We start from the raw sequence: 16,457 nt of genomic DNA on the forward strand, positions 1-16,457 counted from the left end.
GGGGCCGGCGGTGACGCCGTGTTCCGTGAGGGCCGGACGAGTGGTTCGTGTCACATCCGGGTCGCCGCGGTGAACCTGCCCGGACGGGGCCGCTACCCAGGTGGGAATGGGCGCGACGGTCGAGGGAGAGCAGGATGCCGACCGGCGGCTGCTGTGTCTGGTGGCCGCCGGCGACGAGTCTGCCCTCGAAGAGCTGTACGTCCGGCACGGGCCGGCGTTGCTGGCCTACGCCGAGGGATTGCTCGCCGACCGTCAGCTCGCCGAGGAGACGGTTCAGGACACGCTGCTGGCGGTCTGGCGAGGGGCCGGCTCCTTCCAGGACCGCTCCACGGTCCGGACCTGGCTGTTCGGCATCTGCCGCAGACAGGCGTCGCGTCGCGGGGGCGCCCGTCGCGGGACCGTGCACGTCCCGATCGACGCCGCCGTCGGCGTGGCCACCGACGAGCCGGGCCCGGAGGCGGTCACGCTCGCCCGGGCGGACGCGCGGGCGGTCGCGGCCGCGATGGTCGAACTGCCCTCGATCCACCGGGAGGTGTTGGACCTCGCCTTCGGCGCCGGGCTCACCCGCGACGAGATCGCCGCCGTACTCGACGTGCCGGTCGGCACGGTCAAGAGCCGCCTGTTCCACGCCCGGGTGGTCCTCGCTCGGGCGCTGGCGGACGGGCCGGCGGACGGGCAGGGAGACGGCGACGAGACACCCGGCCGGGCAGCGGCGACGAGACAGCCGACGCGACAGGGGGGACGGCGATGAGACACCCGACCGATCAGCTCGCCGAGTACGCGGCCGGCACGCTCACCCCGGACGGCGCGGCGGCGGTCGCGGCGCACCTGTCCCGGTGCGCGGCGTGCCGGCAGGAGGCCGCCGCGTGGCAGCGCACCGCCGACGGCGTACGGTCCCGGCTGGCGCCCGCGCCCGCCTCCATCCTCGCCGCGGTACGTCGCCGACTCGCCACGCCGTACGCCGCTGGCCGTGCCGCCGGGCCACCGGTCTACCAGGCGGTGCCCGGCTCGCGTCCGCTGGCCCGTGCGGCGGGCCTGCTCGCCCACCAGCGGCGGCTGGTGGGCTGGCGGGTGTGGGCGGTCTCCGTCGTGGTGCTCGTCGCCGGGATGGGGCTCGCCGCCTGGGCGTCGGTCCCGGCGCCGCCGGTGCTCGCCGTGGTCGTCCCGATGGTCGCGGCGCTCGCGGTGGCGGGCACCTGCGGCGGAGACGAACCGCCCCAGGAGCTGATCCAGGCCACGCCGACGTCGGTGCGTACGGTGCTGCTCGCCCGGTTGACCCTCGTGCTCGGTGCCGTCTTCGTGGCCTCGGTGGTCGGTTCCCTGGTGCTGAGTCTCGTCGGCGCGGGCGGTCCGGGCAGGCTGCTGGCCGCGTGGCTCGGTCCGATGGTGCTGCTGTCCGCGGTCAGCTTCGCCTTCTCGGTGGTGTGGCGTCCGGCGGTCGGCCTGTCGGCCGCTCTGGCCCTGTGGGTGCTGCGGGTTCTGATCGCGTCCGGGCACGTCGGTGGCGCCGTGGGTGGCATGGTCGAGGCGATGTGGCGGACGTCGTGGCCCGTGCTGGCCGCCGCCGGTGCCCTGGTGGTCGGAGTGCTGGCGCTCGCGCCCCGGGTGGCGTCGTCGCGGATCGTCCGGTTCGGATCGTGACCTGGATCACGGGTGCGGCGAGTGAACCGGCGCCGGCGGCCGGCGCACTCAGCGACGTGGAGATGTGGAGACACGAGGCGGGACGGCTCGGCTGGGCCACGGGTTGCACACCCGTCGTGGCCGTCGTCGCGGTGGCGGCGGTGGCGGTTCTCGCCGCTGGTGACGGTGCGGGGCGTCCGCAGGTGTCCCTGGTCCTGCTCACCGGGCTGGAGGCGTTGCTGCCCCTCGCGGTGGCGATGGCGGCAACGTCGGTCGTCGCCACCGACCGGGCCCGCGAGTTGCACCTCTCGCTCCCGACCCGCTACGCGACGGTGCTGGGCCGCCGGCTCGCGTTGCTGGCCGGTGCCACCGCCGTGGTCGCTGTCGTCTTCACCGGCGTCCTCTGGGCGGCGGGCCTGTGGTCGGGGCCGCCGGTGGCCGCGTCACCGCTGCTCTGGGCCCCGGCTACGGCGTGGCTGGGGGCGCTGGCGGTCTTCGTGGCGCTGCTCACCCGCAGCCTGCTGCTGGCCACCACCGCCGCCGGCGGCGTGTGGCTGGCGCATCAGCTGTTCGCCTCGGGCTTCGCGGCGCACGCCTGGGCCCGGCCGCTGTACCTGTTCCCGGTCAGTCGGCTCGACGCCTACCCGGGCTGGATGACCGACCGGCTCCTTCTCACCGCCACGATCGTGCCGTTCGCCGTCGGCGTCGTGATCCTTCTGCGGCGACCGGAGCGGATGCTGACCGAGGAGGACGTGTGACCGGGGTGCGGGCGACGCTGGCCGTCTGCCGGTACGAGTTCCGGATGCAGATCCGCAGACGATCCCTGTGGATCACGATCGCGCTCGTGGCGGGAGCACTCGCCGCCGGTCGGTTCGGGATGGGGCCCCGGTACGCGCCGGCGCCACCCGGCGCCCCCGCCCGGGAGGTGATGACCCGGTGGGCGTTCCTGTTCTCCGTGATCCTGCCGATCGCGTTCGGGATGGCGCTGGCCGACAGGCTGCTGCGCGACCGGCGGCTGCGCACCGCCGAACTGCTGGCGAGCCTCCCGCCCGGACCGGCGGGCCGGCTCACCGGCACCTTCCTCGGCGGTGTCGCGGCGACCGGCGCACCCGCCCTGGCCGCGATGCTCGTCGCGGCCGGCTACGAGACGGTCCGCCGGGGCGACCTCACGATGATTCCGTGGGGCCTCGCGGCGTTCGCCGCCGTCCTGGCCCCGGCCCTGGTCTTCGTCGCCGGGTACGCCCTGGTCTGCCCGTTGGTCCTGACCGCGCCGCTGTTCCGGGTCCTGTTCGTCGGCTACTGGTTCTGGGGCAACGTGCTCCTCCCGGCGACCCTCCCCACGCTCACCGGCTCCCTGTTGAGCCCGATCGGCAGCTACGCGGCGAGCTGGCTGTTGGGGACGCCGGTCCTCTACGCCGGCATTCCCGGCCCGCTGCCGGTCCTGCGCCCGGAACCGACCGGATCCGCCGCGGCGGCGAGCATCGCCCTGCTCGTCGTCGCCGGCCTGGTCCCGCTCCTGGCAGTCGGCCTGCTGCGTGGCCGCCGGCGTACGGCCTGACTACCGGAAGGTGTACGACATGGACATCGCCATCACCGGACTGCGTCGCTCGTTCGGCCGCGTCACCGCGTTACGGGGCGTCGACCTGACCGTGCGCGGCGGGATGTTCGGCCTGCTCGGCGGCAACGGCGCCGGCAAGACCACCCTCATGCGGATCATGGCCGGTGTCGTCGCCCCCGGAAGCGGCCAGGTGCGCGTCGGCGGGTACGACATGACGACCCGCTCCGGGCGGCGCGACGTCCAGCGCCGGCTCGGCTACGTACCCCAGGACCTGGGGTTCTATCCGGACCTGTCGCCCCGTGAGTTCCTCGACTACGTGGCCCTGCTCAAGGGCCTGGACGACGTGACCGCCCGCCGCCGGCAGGTCGGGGAACTCCTCGACATGGTGGGCCTGGCCGACGTCGCCGGCCGTCGGATGAAGGGCTTCTCCGGCGGCATGCGCCGCCGCGTCGGCATCGCCCAGGCGCTGCTCGGCGACCCCGCCCTGCTGATCGTCGACGAACCGACCGCCGGCCTCGACCCGCAGGAACGCATCCGGTTCCGGACCCTGCTGGCCGGGCTCGCCGGGCAACGCACCGTGCTGCTCAGCACCCACATCGTGGAGGACATCGCGCAGACCTGCCACGACACGGCGGTACTCGCCGCCGGCCGGGTCGTCTACACCGGCTCGGTGACCGACCTGACCCGGACCGCCGAGGGCGCCACCTGGCAGATGACCACCACCGGGGCGCCGCCCACCGACGGCGTCGTGGTGTCGGCCGTGACCCGCGAAGGCGGCACGCAGTACCGCGTCATCAGCCAGGCGCGCCCGAGCCCCGACGCGACGTCCGTCGCGCCGACCCTCGAGGACGGGTACGTCGCACTCATGCGACGGCACACCCCGGCGCCCGCCGTGTGACTACCCGAGGGGGTACGCGACGGCGCGCTGCACGGACCGCGCGGTGTCGCCGCGGCGTGGTGCCGGCGCCCAGGACGGGAGCCACACCGGCCCGGGGAGCGGTGCCAGGCGTGCGAGGTGGTCGACGACCGCCCGGAGCCCCGGGTGCGGGTTCGTCCTGCGGACCAGGAGGGACAGCGGGTAGGCGAGCGTCGGGTTCACGATCGGGATGCGGCGCAGGTCGTGGCCCGCCGGCCAGATGTACCGGTCGCGTGCGCCGACGAGGGTGGCCAGGTCGGCGGAGTCCGCGAGGGCGTCGAGGAGCACCTCGTCACCGAAGTTCGGGCCCGCCGCGTCGACGTGGAGGTCGAAGGCCGCGGCGAGCTGGTCGTAGAACTCCGCCCATTCGCTGCGGGGCACGATGCCGGGCACCCGGATCCGAAGTCCGCGCAGCTGCGGCGGCGTCAGTGTCCGCGCGGAGGCGAGCGGGTGCCGGGGCCCGACGAGGAGTTCCAGCGGGGAGTCGAAGGCGTGGATCATTCGCACGTCGCGCGGCAGCGTGGCCGGATCGGTGACGGTACGGAACGAGGCGTCGACATCGCCGGTCTGCACGGCGGCGGCCGCCACGTGGGGGTCGTCGACCCGGAGGGTCACCACGTCGAGGTCGGTTTCCGGATGCGACCGCCAGTAGTCGTGCAGGACGACGGCCTGCGCGCTCCGCAGGCCCAGGACGTCGATCCGAAGGGCCCGCGAGCGAGGCCGGACCGCGGCGACCGCGCGGTCGACATCCGCGACGATGCCGCGGGCGTGCGGCAGGAAAGCCCGGCCGTCGAGCGTCAGTTCGACCCCTCGGGCGGTACGGGTGAACAGCCGGACGCCCAGCTCGCGCTCCAGGGCGGCGATCCGCTTCGAGACCGCCTGCTGCGTCACACCCAGGTCGTCGGCCGCGTGGCGCAGCTGTCCGAGGTCGGCCGCCCGGACGAACGATCGCACTGCCTCGGTGTCCATCGGTTCAGCCTATGCCGCCTACCACGAGCCGGCGGGGCTGTCCGTCCCGCCCCCGGGTGGCGGGGGCGACGAGGCCGAGGTCGCCGTCGTAGCGGCGGTAGAGCAGGGTGCCACGCCGGGTGTCCCGGTCGGTGTAGAACACGAACGGCAGCCAGTGTTCGGCCAGCCAGGCCGCCGCCTGGTCGGCGGTCATGACCGGGGTCCTGCGCGGGTTGACCGTCAACGGCAACAGGCGCGGCAGCGACGGCGGACGCATCGTCCGCTGCCGCGCCAGGGCCAGCCCGGTCGGCCCGGCCCGGTACACGATCGCGTCCTCACCGGTGTCGGCGTCGGTGTACAGGTAGACGTCGTAGTCCATGGCGTCGAGGATCGCGGCGGCCTGGCACGCCATCCCCACGTGCAACCGGACCGTCTTCCGCCGGGCGATCGGTCCGGCGCCCGGCCCGCTGACCGCCCGGCGCTCAGGATCGGGCCACGGCCACGGATCCCAGGCGGTCGTGAGCCGCTTGATCTGGCGGTCGAGTCGCGCCGCCGCCGTGGCGATCGCCAACGGCAGCGTGTCACCCGGCACCTGGACCCGGGCGGGCGCCCCGCACACCGAGAGGTTCACCTGCACCAGACCCGACCCGCCCGCGCCCGGGGCTCCGGTCACCCGTACGCGCGCCGGACCGACCGCCGCACGGTGGCGGCTCAGCACCGCGGAGACCAGTGCCTGGGCGCAGTCACGCTCGTCGTCGCCGACCATGCCCTTCACCTGCACCGTGACGGCGGTCGTGCGTGGTCGGGTCACCGGCAGGGACATGCGAACCTTCCTCTTCGCGGCGTGCCCCTCCACCCTGCCGAGCCGGTGCCGGCGGTCAGTAGTGCCGAAGGTCCCGATCCGCACGGCCACCTGGCGACCGCCCGCGACGCCGTGACCGCCCGCCGGGAGTTGACAGCATCATAGCTAGCGGTTATCTATTGTCGGTCGACGGGGGGTGCGCCGGGTGCAGGACGTGGTGCTGGCCATGCTGGCGAAGGAGCCGGCGTACGGCTACGAGCTGCGCAGCCGGATCCGGGCCGCGCTCGGCCCGCTGGGCGAGGCGATGAACGCTGGGCAGGTCTACGTGACGTTGGCCCGGCTGGCCAAGGCCGGGCTGGTGACGTCGCAGCGCACCGAGGGCCTGCCGGACCGGCCCGACCGCCGGGTCTACGCGTTGACCCCGGCCGGGCAGCAGCGCGTCGCCGCGTGGCTGACCGAGGTGAGCTGGCCGAAGCCGGACCTCGGCGAGTTCCACCTCAAGCTGGTCGCCGCCGCGGCCGGCCGGCTGGCCGACCCGGTGGCTCTGGTCGACGCGCAGCGGCGCGAGCTGCTGCGCCGACTGCGGGAAGCCCAGCGGGCCGCGTTGGATCGATCGGTGGACCCGGTCGCCGGGCTGTTGCTGGAGGGGGTCGTGCTGCGCCTGCGGGCCGACCTCGAGTGGCTTGAGGCGTGCGAACGCGCGTGGACCGAACGCGGTCGGATCCAACGGAAGGCGAAACCATGACCGAGCAGGACGAGGGCCGCGAGGGCGTGCCCGGTGGTGCGGCGTGAGCGAGTCGGCGCTGCTGCGGGCGCGCGGGGTGACCAGGTGGTACGGGCGGGGAAGCGCGCTGGTCCGTGCGGTCGACGAGGTCGACCTGGAGGTGCCGGCCGGGCAGACGGTGGCGGTGATGGGTCCGAGCGGATGCGGCAAGTCGACCCTGTTGCACCTGCTCGGCGGGCTGCAACGCCCCACCGACGGTGAGATCTGGCTGGCCGGGCACCGCATCGACACCATGAGCGAGCGTGCCCTGGCCCGGATGCGGCGGCAGCACATCGGTTTCGTCTTCCAGTCCTTCCACCTCATGGACGAACTCACGGCCGTGGAGAACGTCGAACTGGCCGCGCTGCTGGCGGGGCAGTCTCCCCGGCGGGCCCGTCGGCGCGCCCTGGACCTGCTCGACCGGGTCGGGCTCGCCGACCGCGCCACGCACCTGCCGTCCGCGCTGTCCGGCGGTCAACGCCAGCGGGTCGCCATCGCCCGCGCGCTGAGCAACGAGCCGCTGATCGTGCTCGCCGACGAGCCCACCGGCAACCTGGACAGCGCCGCCACCCTGGAGGTGCTGCGGCTGTTCGAGGAACTGCGTACGGCGGGGCAGACGCTGGTGGTGGTCACCCACGACGCGCGGATCGCCGCGATCGCCGACCGGATGATCTCCATGCGGGACGGGGCGTTCGCCGACGACAGCCGGTTCGCTGGTGCCGGCAACGGCAGCGCCGCCGGCACGGGCACGATCTACGGCGGGTGGCGCTGAGATGGCCGGGCGTCTGCTGCTCGTGTGTCGGCTGCTCCTGCGGAATGTGCGTCGGCGACGCACCGAGACCGTACTGCTGGTGATCGCGATCAGCGCCGCGACCGGCACGCTGACCCTCGGCCTCGCCCTGAACGACGCTCTCGCCGGTCCGTACGAGCGGACCCGGGCGGTGACCGCGGGCCCGGACGTGGTGGCGACGCCGACAGCGACGGGCCAGCAGGCCCTGGCCGCCCTCGCGCCGCTGGCCACCGCGCCCGGCGTCACCGCCCACAGCGGGCCGTACCCGATGGCCTACCTGATGTTGACGGCGCGCGGTAAGACCGTGCAGGCGGTCGTCCAGGGCCGGGACGACTCCCCGGCGGCGCTCGACCGCCCCGCGGTGACCGCCGGGACCTGGGTACGCCCCGGCGGCGTGGTCGTCGAACCCACCTTCGCCAACGCCCTCGGCGTGCGCACCGGCGACACCGTGGAGATCAACGGCCACCCGCTGCGGGTGGTCGGCACCGCGGTCACCGCCGCCAGAGCCGTCTACCCGAGCGCCGACTGGCGCGTCGACTCGGGCAGTCCCCTGGTGCAGCTCGCCGGCCTGGTCTGGGTCGACAGCAGCGAGATCAGCCTGCTGGCCGACGGGCGCCCGCTGTCGTACACGCTGAACCTGCGGCTCGCCGACCCGCACGCCAGCACCTCGTTCCGCCACCGGAGCACGGCCGGGATCGAATACACCAGCTGGGTGCAGATCGCCGAAACGGACGGCAGGCTCGTCCGGCAGGCGCACAAGGCCCTGCTGATCGGCAGCTGGCTGCTCACCATCCTCGCGGTGGCCGGCGTCGCCGGCATCGTCGCCGGTCGCGCCGTCGAGCAACGTCGTCGGGTGGGGCTGCTCAAGGCCGTCGGTTCCGGGCCAGCCATGGTGGCCGCCGTCCACCTCGCCGAATACCTCGTGATCGGGCTCGCCGCCGCCGGCACCGGCCTGGCCGTGGGCTGGTTCGCCGCGCCCGCGCTGACCAACCCCGGCGCCGGGCTCCTCGGCTCCACCGGAGTCCAGCCGCCCCCACTGCGCACGGTCGTCACCGTCACCGCGCTCGCCCTCGCCATCGCCGCCGCGGCGACCCTCGGGCCAGTGGTGCGCGCCGCGACCACCGACACCGTCCACGCGCTGAACGACGCCGCCACCCCGCCGCGCCGCCGCCGGTGGCGCGTGCGGCTGTCCCGCCGGATGCCCGCCGCCCTGCTGATCGGGGTACGCGTCAACGCCCGCCGCCCCCGCCGGGCCCGACTCGTCATGCTGAACACCCTGATCACCACGACCGCGCTCGCCGCCCTGCTCATGGGCCTGGCGCAGGACCGGACGGTCAAGCTCGGTGAATCGGAGCTGGCCAACCCCCGGGACACCCGGACTCTCCAGGCCATGCTCCTCGTCATCGTCGTGGTGTGCGTCCTCGCGCTCGTCAACGCCGTCGTGACCACCTGGAGCGCGATCCTCGACAACCGCCATCCCCTGGCCGTCGCCCGCGCGCTCGGCGCCACGCCCGCACAGGTGACCGTGGGCATGGCGGTGGCGCAGACGCTTCCCGCAGTGCCTGGCGTCGCGCTCGGGATTCCGGCCGGCATCGTGCTGTACGTGCTCGCCAGCAACCCCGGCATCCGTTACGCGCCCAACGCCTGGTGGTTCGCCGTCGCGCTCGCGGTCCTGCTCACGATCGCCGCGCTCACCGCCACCCCCGCGATGCTCGCCGCGCGACGTCCGGTCGCGGACACCCTCCGATCCACACCCACCTGACCGGACCCGACGGCGTCGGCGGCCGTCGACCGGCGACGCGCTGTTACGTGTCGGGCCTGTGGTCAGGTTCGTCTCCGGAACGGGGCGAGGGTGGCACGGATCTGCTCTCCCGCGCCCCAGTCGTCGTCGAACTGGGCCAGCACGGCGAGGTGCTGGCGCAGCTGGATGATCGGCATGCGCGCCCGCCAGTCGTTGTCGAGGGCGGTCAGCTCGGCGTAGACCTCGAAGAACCGGCGCGCCTCGGGCGGGGGCGCGGTGGTCCACACATGGGCGAGGTCGACCTCGGCCCACATGTAGGAGACCGCCGGGTCGATCAGCGCGGGCCGCCCGTCCGGAGTGGCCAGGACGTTCTGTGCCCACAGGTCGCCGTGCGTCAGGCATGCCGGCCGCTGTGGCAGCAGGTCGGGCAGCCGGTGACACAGCCGCTCCAGCGCGGCCCGGTCGTCCCGGTCGAGCGCCGCGTCGACGCGAGGCTGCCCGAGCCATCGAAGCAGCCGGTGCTCGGCGAAGAACGCGAAACCGTCGTCGTTCCACGTGTTGATCTGCCGGCGGCGGCCCAGCCAGTTGTCGCGGTGCCATCCGAACCGCGGATGGGTCGTCTTCGTGTGCAGGTGGGCGAGCATGTGCGCGAACCGCTCCCAGAAGGCCTCGCCGCGCGGCCTCGGCCGGAGCACCGACAACACGAGCAGCTCCCGGTCCGCAAGGATCACCTCGGGTGTCGTCGCGCCGCCGAGTTCGCGCAGGGCGGCCAGCCCGTCGGCCTCGGCGGTGAAGACGTCGTCGGCCGGCGCCTCGACGAAGGCCTTGACGAACACCGGCGGCCCCACCCGGCGGGTGGCGATGCCCGCGAGCGCCGCGAGTCCACCCGCGGCCGGCTCGACGGTGACGGCATCGCGCATCCCGGCCCGGAACAGGCACTCCAGCAGGAACGTCGCCGGGGGCACCACGACAGGCTCCTCCATCTCCGGATGCTCCTTTCACGGGCGATGATCATTGTGCCTCCGGCCTTCCGGGTTCGGCAGGCCGCGCGTGGCGTGATCGTCACGCCCGTGGGTAGATGCCTGATCTCGTTCTGCTGCGGTGCGGGAGGTCGTGATGGTCAGGCGTGGAACGTTCCGTGACGCCGTGGTGGTGGTCACGGGGGCGTCGAGTGGCATCGGCCGCGCGACCGCGTTGGCGTTCGCCGGCGAGGGGGCCAGGCTGGTCCTGGCCTCGCGCAGCGAGGAAGCGCTCGCGGAGGTGGAACGCGACTGCCGAGCGCGTGGCGGGCAGGCGCTGGTCGTACCGACCGACATCGCCGATCCGGCGGCCGTCGACCGGCTGACCCGGCTGGCGGTGCAGCGGTTCGGGCAGATCGACGTCTGGGTCGAAGCGGCGGCCGTCGGCATCGCCGCGCCGCTGGGCTCCGAGTCGGTGGACGAGATCCGCCGGCTGGTGGACACCAACGTGTTCGGCACCGTGCTGTGCGCCCGCGCCGCCGTGGCGACGTTCCGGGCGCAGGGCCACGGCGTCCTCCTGCTCGTCGGGTCGTTGCTGTCGGTCCTGCCGAACCCGCTGGTCCCGCTCTACTCCATGACGAAGTTCGCCATCCGGGGGCTGGCCCTGAACCTACGGCAGGAGTTCGCCGGTCATCGGAGGATACGGGTCTGTCTCGTGTTGCCCGGGCCGGTCGACACGCCGTTCTTCGGGCGAGCTGCCAACCACTCGGGCCGCCAGCTACGCGCCATCCCGCCCGCGTACGCGCCGGAGCGCCTCGCCGCCACGATGCTGGCGTGCGCCCGCCGCCCGCGACGGCAGGTGACGACCGGACTCGTCGCACACCTGGCGCTGTTCGCCCACCGGTTGGCGCCGCGTGTCACCGAGTCGGTGGTCGCCCGGTGGAGCGCGACGCTCATAACGAGGCCGGTCGCGGCGGCGTCCGGGTCGGGATCGCTGTTCGATCCACCACCGACCGGGGCGGTGGACGGCGGATACCGCCGCATCGGCGTCCGCCGTCGGCTCGGCGCCTGGCTGGGCGCTGCGCAGGCACGCACAAACCGGCCGGCGTCAGGCTGAACCGCTGTTCGCGCGCAGGCGCGGGCGCAGGCGGAATCGGGTGGCGAGGTCGTCGAGATCACGCGAGCCGTCGACGGCCAGCACCGGCAGGCCCAGGTCCGCGGCCTGCCGGCGGACCTCGGCGTCCCACAGTTCGTCCCGGGCCATCCGCAATTCGAGGGTGCTCTTACCCGACCCGGTGCCTCCTGCGAGCCATCGAACGTGGGAGAGACGGCGAGCAAGGTCGACAGGGTGGTTGTCGGCAGCCATGCCAGGAGAGTCTGACGGCCGATCGCTGTCAGGAGCGCGGTGATCAGAGGACCACATGAGAAAGGGGGAGCATCTACTCCCCGCCACTCTCAACATATAGCAGAGTGGGGGGCTTGCGGCAAGACCTCACTTATGCCGCAGAATCGTCGGCCGAGCCCACAACCTGCGAAAACGGGGGTACGCCGTGCACGTACCGAGTCGGCGTACGCGGTGACGCCGGGCGCCGCCGGTTCCCGGCACGGCAAGTGCCGCGCGGCGCGCAGCCGGGATGCCAGAACGTGCTCTTCGATGCTTCGCCGCCGGCCGAGACCCGTTGGGCGGCCGGGTCGCCAGACGAAAGGAAACGAGAACGTGCCCCACAAGACGTTCGAGACAGCGTTGTGCGCCGGTCGTGCGACCGGCCGGTGCGGTCCGACCCGGCACGGCCACCGCGGAGGTGCCGCGTGAGCGAACAGTACGTGATGGATCTCCACGAGGTCGACGGGACGCACGTGGCGGTCGTCGGCGGTAAGGGCGCGCACCTCGGGGAGCTGTCGCGCATCGACGGGATCCGTGTGCCGGCCGGTTTCTGCGTGACGACGCACGCCTACCGGCGTGCCGTGGCGGAAGCCCCGTCGGTGGGCGAACGGCTCGACCAGTTGTCGCGCCTGGACCCGCACGATCGGGAGGCGATCCGTACGCTCGCCGCGGATATACGCCGGACCATCGAAGGGATCACCGTCCCCGACGACGCCGCGACGGCGATCACCGGCGCTCTCGCGCAACTCGGCGAGCAGGCCGCCTACGCCGTCCGCTCCAGCGCGACGGCCGAGGACCTGCCGACGGCCTCCTTCGCGGGGCAGCAGGACACGTACCTGAACGTCGTGGGGCCGGAGGCGATTCTCCGGCACGTCAGCCGCTGCTGGGCCTCGCTGTTCACCGAGCGGGCCGTCACCTACCGCCAGCGCAACGGCATCGACCACCGGAAGGTCCACATGGCCGTGGTCGTGCAGCGGATGGTCTTCCCGCAGGCGGCCGGCATCCTGTTCACGGCCGACCCCGTCACGGGCAATCGGAAGGTGGCCTCGGTGGAGGCCACCTTCGGCCTCGGCGAGGCCCTGGTCTCCGGACGGGTGAACGCGGACGTGTTCACGGTGCGCGACGACGAGATCGTCGCCAGGGCGGCCGCCGCCAAGCGGCTCGCCGTCCAGGCCGTGCCGGGCGGCGGGACGCGGGACGTGGCGGTCGAGCCGGAGCGGCAGGAGCAGCCCGCCCTGACCGATGCGCAGGTCCTCCGGCTCGTGCGGCTCGGACGGCGGATCGAGCAGCACGCCGGCCGCCCTCAGGACATCGAGTGGTGCCTGGTCGACGACGACTTCCATGTGGTCCAGAGCCGGCCCGTCACCACGCTGTTCCCCGTTCCGGCGACCGACGACGGGGAGAACCACGTCTACGTCTCCGTCGGTCACGGGCAGATGATGACCGACGCCATGAAGCCCCTCGGGCTCTCCTTCTGGCAGATGACGACCCCCCGGCCGATGGCCGAGGCCGGCGGGAGGCTGTTCGTCGACGTCACCCCGCAACTGGCCGCGCCGGCGAGCCGTGCCAGTCTCCTGGACTTGATGGGGCGGTCCGATCCGCTGCTCGGGGACGCGCTGCGGACGGTCGTCGAGCGGGAGGGCTTCATCCGCCCGGCCCCCGACGACACCTCGGGCTGGGTGCCGCCCGGCGGTGGCGCGCCCACCGCGATCGAACCCAATCCGGCCGTCGTCACCGAGCTGATCGAACGCAACCAGGCGTCCGTCGCCGCTCTGAAGCGGGACATCCGCACGGTGTCCGGATCGGCGCTGTTCGACTTCATCCGGGCCGACATCGAGGAGTTGAGGCGGCTCCTGTTCGCGCCGCAGAGCTCCCAGGTGATCATGGCGGGGATGGAGGCCACACGCTGGCTCAACGACCAGCTGGGGGAGTGGCTGGGTGAGAAGAACCCGGCCGACACGCTCACCCAGTCCGTCCCGCACAACGTCACGGCGGAGATGGGGCTGGCGCTCCTGGACGTCGCCGACGCGATCCGCCCGCATCCGGAGGTGGTGGCCTTCCTGCAGCACGTCGAGGACGACGGCTTCCTGGACGAGCTGCCCAAGCTGGCGGGTGGGCCGGAGGCGCGGGACGCCATCCAGGCCTTCCTCGACAGGTACGGCATGCGCTGCGTCGGTGAGATCGACATCACCAGGCCCCGCTGGAGCGAACGACCCACCACGCTCGTGCCGCTGATCCTCGCCAACATCAGGAACTTCGAGCCCGGCGCCGGCGAGCGGCGCTTCGCGCAGGGCCTGCGGGAGGCGCAGGCGAAGGAACGCGACGTCCTGGAGCGCCTGCGGGCCCTGCCGGACGGCGAGCAGAAGGCCGCCGAGGCCAAGCGGATGATCGACCTGGCCCGGACCTTCAACGGCTACCGGGAGTACCCGAAGTACGGCATGGTCAGCCGGTACCTCGTCTACAAGCAGGCCCTGCTGGACGAGGCCGAGCGCCTCGTGCGGGCCCACGTGCTCCGTGAGCGGGAGGACATCTTCTACCTCAGGTTCGAGGAGCTGCACGACGTCGTGCGCAGCGGAGAGGTGGACCACCGGCTCGTCAACGAGCGCAGGGAGGCGTTCCGGTCGTACGAGTCCCTCACACCGCCCCGGGTGCTCACCTCCGACGGCGAGGCGGTCGTCGGGGCGTACCGACGCGACGACGTGCCGGGTGACGCGCTGGTCGGCCTGCCGGTCTCGGCCGGGACCGTCGAAGGGCGGGCCCGCGTCATCCTGGACATGGCGCAGGCCGACCTCGAACCGGGCGACATCCTCGTCACCGCCTACACGGACCCCAGCTGGACAGCCCTGTTCGTCGCCGTCGCGGGCCTCGTGACGGAGGTCGGGGGGCTGATGACGCACGGCGCGGTGATCGCACGGGAGTACGGCCTGCCGGCCGTCGTCGGCGTGGTGGACGCCACCCGGCGGATCCGCGACGGGCAGCGGATCCGCGTGCACGGCACCGACGGGTACGTCGAGATCCTGGCCTGACCGAGCCGCTGCCCCGCACTGATGAGCGGGCCGTGACGAGGTCTCCGGCCGCAGGGGGCCGCCGGCGGGCGGGCAGGCGCAGGGACCCTCCTACCCGCCCGCCGGCATCGCCCGCTACTTCTCGAGGAAGGCGAGCAGCGCCCTGTTGACCTCGTCGGCGTGCGTCCAGAGCAGGCCGTGCGGCGCACCCTCGATCTCGACGTAGTCGGCGTCCGGCAGCGCCCGGTGGAACGGGCGTCCGGTGGCGTCGATGGGCAGGATCCGGTCGCCGGTGCCGTGCAGGATGAGGGCCGGCACGTCGATCGTGGGGATGTCGGCCCGGAAGTCGGTGAACCAGGTCAGGGGCGCGGCCGCGGCGCCGTACCAGCCACCAGAGGTGGCGACGGCCCAGCTGTTCCGGACTGCCTCCTCGCTGATCCTGGTCCCCAGGTTCTCGTCCAGGTTGTAGAAGTCGGCGTAGAACGCGGTGTAGTAGGCGTACCGGTCCTTGCGCACCTGCTCCGCGACGCCCTCGAAGAACTCCCGTGGGGCGGCGCCGGTCGGGTTGTCGTCCGTCTTGAGCAGGAACGGCTCCAGCGACGCGAGGAAGGCGACCTTCGCGACCCGCGCCGAGCCGTGCCGGCTCACGTACCGGGCGACCTCGCCGGTGCCCATCGAGAAGCCGACGAGGACGGCGTCGGTCAGGTCGAGCTTCTCCATCAGGACGTTCAGGTCCGCCGCGAACGTGTCGTAGTCGTACCCGACGGCGGGCTGGCTCGACCGGCCGAAGCCGCGGCGGTCGTAGGTGACGACCCGGTAGCCGGCCTGCAGCAGCGCGGCCGACTGCTTCTCCCACGAGTGTCCGTCGAGCGGGAAACCGTGGATCAGCACGACCGGCTGGCCCGTGCCGTGGTCCTCGTAGTACAGCTCGATGGCGGTGCTGTTCTCTTCACCGACGGTGATGTACGGCATCGTGCATTCTCTCCTTGATCTGATCCCTCGCGGCGAGGGCGCCGTGGGCGGCGGCCGCACCGTGCTGACCGTGTCCTCCGCGGCCGTTCAAGACTCGGATCACCGCGCCGATGGCTGCATCCGTCGGATGACTGGACGGGCGCCGCTGCGGTCGGCGTACGACTTCCGCTCTGATGACGTAACGGCCGGACCGCCGGCGTAGGTCACGCGCGGGTGCCCGCTGCGGCCCGCCGCCGCGCCGTTCCTCCGCCGTGCCGTTCCTCCGCCGTGCCGTTCCTCCGCCGTGCCCTGACCAGGGCGGCGACCCTCCGGGGCCGGGGGCCGTCGTCCGCCCAGTCATTCGACCGGTGACTCGCCGGCCCGGCGCCGGGAGAGTGGTCCCGCGCAGCGACCCGGCCGTCGCCCGTACGTCGTCGGAGCGGGCGGGGCCGGCGCGACGAGCGGTGCCACGAACAGTCGAAGGAGACCGAGATGATTCACCCCTGGGCCGGCCACGGCGTGTCCTGGGCGCGCCGGGACACGTACCGCTCGGACGTCACGCAGCCGCGCGCGGAGTCCTCGATGCACGCGGAGGCCCTCATCGCGGCGTCGCCCCAGCAGGTGTACACGCACCTGGTCGACGTCGCGCGGTGGCCCGACTGGGTTCCCGGGGTGCGTGCGACGCGTGTCCCGGGCGGGATCCGGCTGGGTGCCGAGTTCGAGGTCGAGATGTACGGCGCGCGGCTGGAGGCGGTGGTCACCGAGTACGAGCCGGACACCCGGTTCGGCTGGATCGGCTCCTCCGTCGACCTGAGCATCTACCAGGCCTGGATCCTCGTCCCGGTCGCCCCCGGCACGCACGTGATCGCCAAGAAGGTGGAGCGGGAACTCACCACGGTGCTGATGCGCAACTCTCCGGCCGAGGAGATCTACTACGCGCACCAGGACACGCTGCTGCGCCTGAAGCAGCGCGCGGAGGGCGTCGCGCCGTCGGCGTGACGGCCGACACCGGCGCGGCCC

Annotated in this window: 16 protein-coding genes; 11 read left to right on the forward strand and 5 right to left on the reverse strand. The window is 73.2% G+C overall.

The annotated features are described in order from the left end of the window. Positions 1-106: 106 nt before the first annotated feature. Genes D7I43_RS17005 through D7I43_RS17025 form a run of 5 tightly spaced genes read left to right on the forward strand, consistent with a single transcriptional unit; the run spans position 107 to position 4,076 of the window. The gene (locus D7I43_RS17005; protein WP_120329485.1) at positions 107-751 is read left to right on the forward strand and encodes an RNA polymerase sigma factor; all 645 of its coding nucleotides are present in this window, start codon (positions 107-109) and stop codon (positions 749-751) included. After that, the gene (locus tag D7I43_RS17010) at positions 748-1,641 is read left to right on the forward strand and encodes an anti-sigma factor family protein (protein ID WP_120329486.1); all 894 of its coding nucleotides are present in this window, start codon (positions 748-750) and stop codon (positions 1,639-1,641) included. Before D7I43_RS17005 ends, D7I43_RS17010 begins: the two co-directional genes overlap by 4 nt. Further along, positions 1,638-2,378, forward strand: coding sequence for a hypothetical protein (locus D7I43_RS17015; RefSeq protein ID WP_120329487.1), 741 nt, complete (start codon positions 1,638-1,640; stop codon positions 2,376-2,378). The genes D7I43_RS17010 and D7I43_RS17015 overlap by 4 nt, the downstream gene beginning before the upstream one ends. After that, the gene (locus tag D7I43_RS17020) at positions 2,375-3,178 is read left to right on the forward strand and encodes a hypothetical protein (RefSeq protein WP_120329488.1); all 804 of its coding nucleotides are present in this window, start codon (positions 2,375-2,377) and stop codon (positions 3,176-3,178) included. Before D7I43_RS17015 ends, D7I43_RS17020 begins: the two co-directional genes overlap by 4 nt. 19 nt (positions 3,179-3,197) lie before the next feature. Then, a complete protein-coding gene (locus D7I43_RS17025) occupies positions 3,198-4,076 on the forward strand; it encodes an ABC transporter ATP-binding protein (RefSeq protein WP_120329557.1) in 879 nt (292 codons plus the stop codon). On the opposite strand, the gene D7I43_RS17030 is transcribed toward D7I43_RS17025, so the two are convergent. Both D7I43_RS17030 and D7I43_RS17035 read right to left on the reverse strand, forming a co-directional pair. Further along, positions 4,077-5,063 (reverse strand): LysR family transcriptional regulator, encoded by a 987-nt coding sequence (locus D7I43_RS17030; protein ID WP_120329489.1) that lies wholly within the window; start codon positions 5,061-5,063, stop codon positions 4,077-4,079. It abuts the gene before it with no gap. 4 nt (positions 5,064-5,067) lie between these two features. Then, positions 5,068-5,865, reverse strand: coding sequence for a sigma 54 modulation/S30EA ribosomal C-terminal domain-containing protein (locus D7I43_RS17035; RefSeq protein WP_120329490.1), 798 nt, complete (start codon positions 5,863-5,865; stop codon positions 5,068-5,070). A gap of 184 nt (positions 5,866-6,049) precedes the next feature. On the opposite strand from D7I43_RS17035, the gene D7I43_RS17040 reads away from it, so the two are divergent. From D7I43_RS17040 to D7I43_RS17050, 3 genes are read left to right on the forward strand one after another with little or no spacing between them, the layout of a single operon-like run. Further along, a complete protein-coding gene (locus D7I43_RS17040) occupies positions 6,050-6,589 on the forward strand; it encodes a PadR family transcriptional regulator (RefSeq protein ID WP_120329558.1) in 540 nt (179 codons plus the stop codon). 43 nt (positions 6,590-6,632) lie between these two features. Next, a complete protein-coding gene (locus D7I43_RS17045) occupies positions 6,633-7,379 on the forward strand; it encodes an ABC transporter ATP-binding protein (protein WP_204985220.1) in 747 nt (248 codons plus the stop codon). A gap of 1 nt (position 7,380) precedes the next feature. Further along, entirely contained in the window at positions 7,381-9,159 is a 1,779-nt protein-coding gene (locus tag D7I43_RS17050; protein ID WP_120329491.1) for an ABC transporter permease, read from the forward strand. A gap of 62 nt (positions 9,160-9,221) precedes the next feature. Here the strand turns inward: D7I43_RS17050 and D7I43_RS17055 are convergent, their stop codons facing one another. Beyond that, entirely contained in the window at positions 9,222-10,121 is a 900-nt protein-coding gene (locus tag D7I43_RS17055) for a fructosamine kinase family protein (protein ID WP_120329492.1), read from the reverse strand. 133 nt (positions 10,122-10,254) lie between these two features. Here D7I43_RS17055 and D7I43_RS17060 point away from each other — a divergent pair, with 133 nt between their 5' ends. Continuing rightward, the gene (locus D7I43_RS17060; protein WP_120329560.1) at positions 10,255-11,214 is read left to right on the forward strand and encodes an SDR family NAD(P)-dependent oxidoreductase; all 960 of its coding nucleotides are present in this window, start codon (positions 10,255-10,257) and stop codon (positions 11,212-11,214) included. Here the strand turns inward: D7I43_RS17060 and D7I43_RS32490 are convergent. Continuing rightward, the gene (locus D7I43_RS32490; RefSeq protein WP_147427260.1) at positions 11,206-11,463 is read right to left on the reverse strand and encodes a hypothetical protein; all 258 of its coding nucleotides are present in this window, start codon (positions 11,461-11,463) and stop codon (positions 11,206-11,208) included. The genes D7I43_RS17060 and D7I43_RS32490 overlap by 9 nt on opposite strands. A gap of 461 nt (positions 11,464-11,924) precedes the next feature. On the opposite strand from D7I43_RS32490, the gene rph reads away from it, so the two are divergent. After that, entirely contained in the window at positions 11,925-14,507 is a 2,583-nt protein-coding gene (rph, locus tag D7I43_RS17065) for a rifamycin-inactivating phosphotransferase (protein WP_204985227.1), read from the forward strand. 114 nt (positions 14,508-14,621) lie between these two features. Here rph and D7I43_RS17070 read toward each other — a convergent pair whose 3' ends face one another. After that, positions 14,622-15,458 carry an alpha/beta fold hydrolase gene (locus D7I43_RS17070; RefSeq protein WP_120329494.1) on the reverse strand — a complete coding sequence of 279 codons (837 nt, stop codon included), beginning with the start codon at positions 15,456-15,458 and terminating at the stop codon, positions 14,622-14,624. Positions 15,459-15,929: 471 nt separating this feature from the next. Here D7I43_RS17070 and D7I43_RS17075 point away from each other — a divergent pair, with 471 nt between their 5' ends. After that, positions 15,930-16,436, forward strand: a complete 507-nt coding sequence (locus D7I43_RS17075; RefSeq protein ID WP_120329495.1) for an SRPBCC family protein — start codon at positions 15,930-15,932, stop codon at positions 16,434-16,436. Positions 16,437-16,457: the final 21 nt, after the last annotated feature.

The organism is Micromonospora globbae (assembly GCF_003610785.1).
GTDB classification, from domain to species: domain Bacteria; phylum Actinomycetota; class Actinomycetes; order Mycobacteriales; family Micromonosporaceae; genus Micromonospora; species Micromonospora globbae.